The sequence below is a fragment of the uncultured Hymenobacter sp. genome, from assembly GCF_964242765.1.
Taxonomy (GTDB): Bacteria; Bacteroidota; Bacteroidia; order Cytophagales; family Hymenobacteraceae; genus Hymenobacter.
In genome coordinates this window covers 1-3,848 of sequence record NZ_CAXTBM010000133.1, presented here as the reverse complement: position 1 = coordinate 3,848, position 3,848 = coordinate 1, and the positions used below count along the sequence as shown (strand labels likewise).

At 57.2% G+C, this 3,848-nt stretch carries 4 protein-coding genes; all 4 read right to left on the bottom strand.

Features of this window, described 5'->3' with window-relative positions:
* Positions 1–183 (bottom strand): hypothetical protein (locus ACFE7X_RS25005; protein ID WP_375438398.1); only part of this gene is annotated, 183 nt, incomplete at its 3' end.
* Between the two features lie 19 nt (positions 184–202).
* Positions 203–1,558: a Gfo/Idh/MocA family protein gene (locus ACFE7X_RS25000; RefSeq protein ID WP_375438397.1), complete on the bottom strand. Its 1,356-nt coding sequence runs from the start codon at positions 1,556–1,558 to the stop codon at positions 203–205.
* 38 nt (positions 1,559–1,596) lie between these two features.
* Complete coding sequence (locus tag ACFE7X_RS24995) at positions 1,597–3,000, bottom strand: DUF1080 domain-containing protein (RefSeq protein ID WP_375438396.1); 1,404 nt, start codon at positions 2,998–3,000, stop codon at positions 1,597–1,599.
* Between the two features lie 59 nt (positions 3,001–3,059).
* The gene (locus ACFE7X_RS24990; protein WP_375438395.1) at positions 3,060–3,809 is read right to left on the bottom strand and encodes a RagB/SusD family nutrient uptake outer membrane protein; all 750 of its coding nucleotides are present in this window, start codon (positions 3,807–3,809) and stop codon (positions 3,060–3,062) included.
* Between the last annotated feature and the right edge of the window lie 39 nt (positions 3,810–3,848).

The following is a 3,848-nucleotide window of genomic DNA, read 5'->3' as shown; positions in this document are numbered from 1 at the left end:
CTTTTCCAGCGTGTCGGGGTATAAGAAGCTCGTGAATAGCTGCTTGCCCACAAATACATCAATCTGCTTACCAGTGGCGTTTTTAGCTACCCGAACCAGCTCTGGCTTTTGGGCGGCGGCCTGCCACGAGCAGGCCAGGAGCAGCACCGCAGTGCTGCCCCAGGACAAAGGAAAATAGCGCATCGTATGGTATCGTAATCACTTAAGCGACAAAGGTTTTACCGCCTACCAGTACTTCCTGGGTTTTCTCGTCGAAGGTGGCTTTCTGGCCGGTGTGCACCGCCGCGTTGGTCATGATGGTGGCAATGGAGTGGCTATAGCCGGCCTCAACGGGTGCGTTGGGTTGCTTGCGACTGCGCACGCACTCCATCCAGTTGCGCACATGGTTGGAAGTCAGCTTATCGCCGCCCGTGTTGGCGGAGGCAATGACGGGCTCCGGCGCCGACAAACTAGCGGAAGCCAGTAGATTGGCGGACATTTTCATGGCATCCGCCATTTTTTGGCTGAGGCCACCAGTCGGCGAAATAGTGTTGGTGTTCAGGTTGAGCTCGCCCCCGTTGGAGTAGTAGATTTCGGTGGGCTTTTCGTCGCCGTTGTGCATTCGAGAGCCGAACGTCACCTGGAAGCCTTTGGCCATATCATTCGTTGGGCCATAGTCGAACACGGCCGTAATGGTGTCCCAATTGCGGCGGCCGTCTTTCCACATGTAAATACCGCCGTTGGCCACCACGCTGCGCGGGTGCTGCAAGCCAGTAAACCAGTGTACAGTATCAATCTGGTGGCTCATCCACTGACCGGGCAAGCCCGACGAATACGGCCAGAACAAGCGGAACTCCAGGTACTTGCGCGCATCAAACGCCTCGGTGGGCCGGTTCATCAAGTAGCGCTTCCAATCCGTATCGGATTCCTTAAGCTGCGGAATCAAATCGGGGCGGCGCCAGCGGCCGGGCTGGTTGACGTTCCAGGTTAGCTCCACCATGGTGATAGGGCCAAACTTGCCGGATTTGATGAATTCTTCGGCCGCGTGGTAGTTGGAGCCGCTGCGCCGCTGCGAGCCGATTTGTACAATCTGCTTGGAACCCTTGATGGCTTTCAGCGCTGCCCGGTTGTCTTCCATGGTTTCAGCAAACGGCTTTTCCACGTAGGCGTCGCAGCCGGCTTTTACGGCCTCAATGGCGTGCAGCGCGTGTTGGAAGTCGGCGGTGCTGATGAACACGGCGTCCACTAGCTTCTTGTCGTACATCTCCTCGTTGTTGCGGCAAGCCACTACGTCGTGCTGCATTTTCTCTTTCCAGGTGGCGGCGCCTTCTTCCCGGCGCTTTTTCCAGATGTCGGACACGGCCACCACGTCGAAGTTCAACTCCTTGTAGTGACTCATGAAACACGGGATGTGCGAGCTTCTGTGGCGGTCGGAGAAGCCCACCACCCCGACACGCACCCGGTCGTTGGCGCCAATAATGCGCTTGTAGCTGCTGGCCGACCAGGAAACTTGCGAGAACATCACCCCGGCGCTAGCCAAGGCGGTTGTTTTAAGAAAATCACGACGTTGATAAGACATGAGAAAGGAAGGTTGAAGGTGGTGAGGAAGGCGATTAATTATTTCAACTCTTTGATTTTGATGCTCCGAAACGAGACGTTATTGCCGTGGTCCTGCAACAGTAAATGGCCCGCAGGAGCTTCTCCGAAGTTCGGCCAGATCTTGTGCTTGCTCATAGCCACCAAGTCTCTGAATTCCTTGGAGCCCCGCGTGTACTCCAGCACTTTGGCGCCGTTCAAATAATGCTCCACCCGGTTGTCGGGGTAGACCACCACGCGCCCCACGTTCCACTCCCCAATTTTGTGGATGAAGCGCGGGTTCTTGTCGGCTTTTTTGAGGTCGTAGAGCGAGGCCAGGGTGCGGTTACCTTCGCGCCCGAGCTTGGCATCGGGGTGCAGTTCGTCGTCGAGGACTTGGTACTCCAGGCCGATAGCCGACCCCTCGCTTTTCTCGGCCAACGTCACGAAGTATTTCAGGCCGCTGTTGGCGCCCGGCGTCAGCTTGAAATCGAACGATAAGTCGAAGGCTTTGAACTGGGCAGTGGTAACGATGTCGCCGCCGTTGGTGGCTTCTTTGCCCTCCGAGGGCAGCACGCTCATCGTGCCATCGTTCACTTGCCAGCCTTTGGTGGGGAAGGCGGTACCCTTGGCGCTGCGCCAGCCCGTAGAGGATTTGCCGTCAAACAACAACTTCCAGCCGTGCTCTTTTTCGTAGGGCGTGAGCATGTTGGGCATGAAGTTGACCACGTAGATATCCGTGGGGAAGGCACTCGGCTTGAGGTCGGTGGTCTTGATCTTGATGTTCTTGAAGTAGACCTTTTTGCCTTCCTGCTCTTTGGTGGTGATGCCGTGCACCTGCAAGCCAATAAAGCCGTTGGCGTCCACTGGGTCCACCACGTAGGCCACCGGCGTGCCGTTTAGCCAGGTTTTCATCTCGTTGCCGATGCACTCCACTTTCATATGGTTGTACTGCCCGACTTTGAACAGCGGCTTGGCTTTGGGATTCAAATCCAGCGGGTAGAGCCACTGCCGACGCGCCTCGTCGTACACGCCACCCGACCAGCTTCGCTCGGAAGGGTCAATTTCCACCTGCCGGCCGTAGACTTTGTTTTCGAAACCGGGGGTGTTGAAATGGCTGCGTGTCTGCACGCCCGAGTTGCTGACGTTGCTTTCCAGCATGATGTCCAGTTCCAGCTGAAAGTCACCGTATTCTTTCTCGGTGACCAGAAACGTGTTGCCAGAATTCATAACCGTCGTCCCGACGATGACGCCGTTTTCCACCTTGTAGTCGGCCGTACCGGCCACACGCTTCCACCCGGTCAGGGTTTTACCGTCGAATAGGTTTTGCCAAGTATCGGCGGCTTTGGTAGGGGAAGCAATGGGAGCGGAGGCTGGGCCGGGAGCAACGAACGTTAACGCCGTCCATGCGGCTCCGAGGGTTACAGCTGTGATTTTTTCTAACATATTGGCTTCAAGAAGGTGAGTGCACAAGTGCTTGCGCTGCTATCAGCAGCGCAAGCACGCTAGTAGCCCGGATTTTGGGGAAAGGAAGAAATACCACCCGCCGTGCGGTCAATCTGGTCTTGCGGGATAGGACGCAACTCGTGTTTACCGGCTACAATGGCTTGCGCGTCTGGATTGTGGCGCTTGACACGCTCAACTAGCACGCCCCACCGCTTTAGGTCGAACCAGCGGAACATCTCGCCCTGAAGCTCCCGCTCTCGCTCTTCCATGATAAAGTCCATGGTCAGTTGGCCGGCCGTGATTTCCATGGCGGTTTCCTTACCGGCGAAAGCCGCCCGCCGGCGCACCGCGTTGATAAAGGGCAGCGCGTCGGCGGGCTTGCCGCTTTTCAGCAGGGCCTCTGCGGCAATCAGGTGGGTTTCAGCCAACCGGAACATCAGGAAATCACGGCTGCCAGGCTGGTACTGCAAGTCGGGCCGGAGCGGGTCTAGAAATTTGGTGAGAGTCGGGAACAAGTTGGGCCGGTACAAGCTCGGCACGAGCACTTGGTAGGGCTTGCGGGCCCGCTGCGCTGGCGTCCATTCCACGCCCGGCAAATAGATGGCCGTGTCGCCGGCTTTCAGCGTAACGGACGGTTTCGACGTGTCGAACAGGTTGGTGAACGTGCCGGGGTTGTTGCAGATGTACACCGTTCGGTAGCTCTTCTGGTAGCGCGAGTCGTTGATGCGGTCCTTGAACACCGTTTCCAGCATGTAGGAGGTAGGCCGGAAGCGCCGGAAGGGACGCCCAATAGTGAAGTCGCGCCGCATACAGGCTTGGGCGTCATATTACATCACGTAGTACAGGTG

Excerpts from the sequence above, each read along its gene's own strand:
- ACFE7X_RS25000 (WP_375438397.1), bottom strand. The coding sequence starts at position 1,558 with ATGTCTTATCAACGTCGTGATTTTCTTAAAACAACCGCCTTGGCTAGC.
- ACFE7X_RS24995 (WP_375438396.1), bottom strand. The coding sequence starts at position 3,000 with ATGTTAGAAAAAATCACAGCTGTAACCCTCGGAGCCGCATGGACGGCG.
- ACFE7X_RS24990 (WP_375438395.1), bottom strand. The coding sequence starts at position 3,809 with ATGCGGCGCGACTTCACTATTGGGCGTCCCTTCCGGCGCTTCCGGCCT.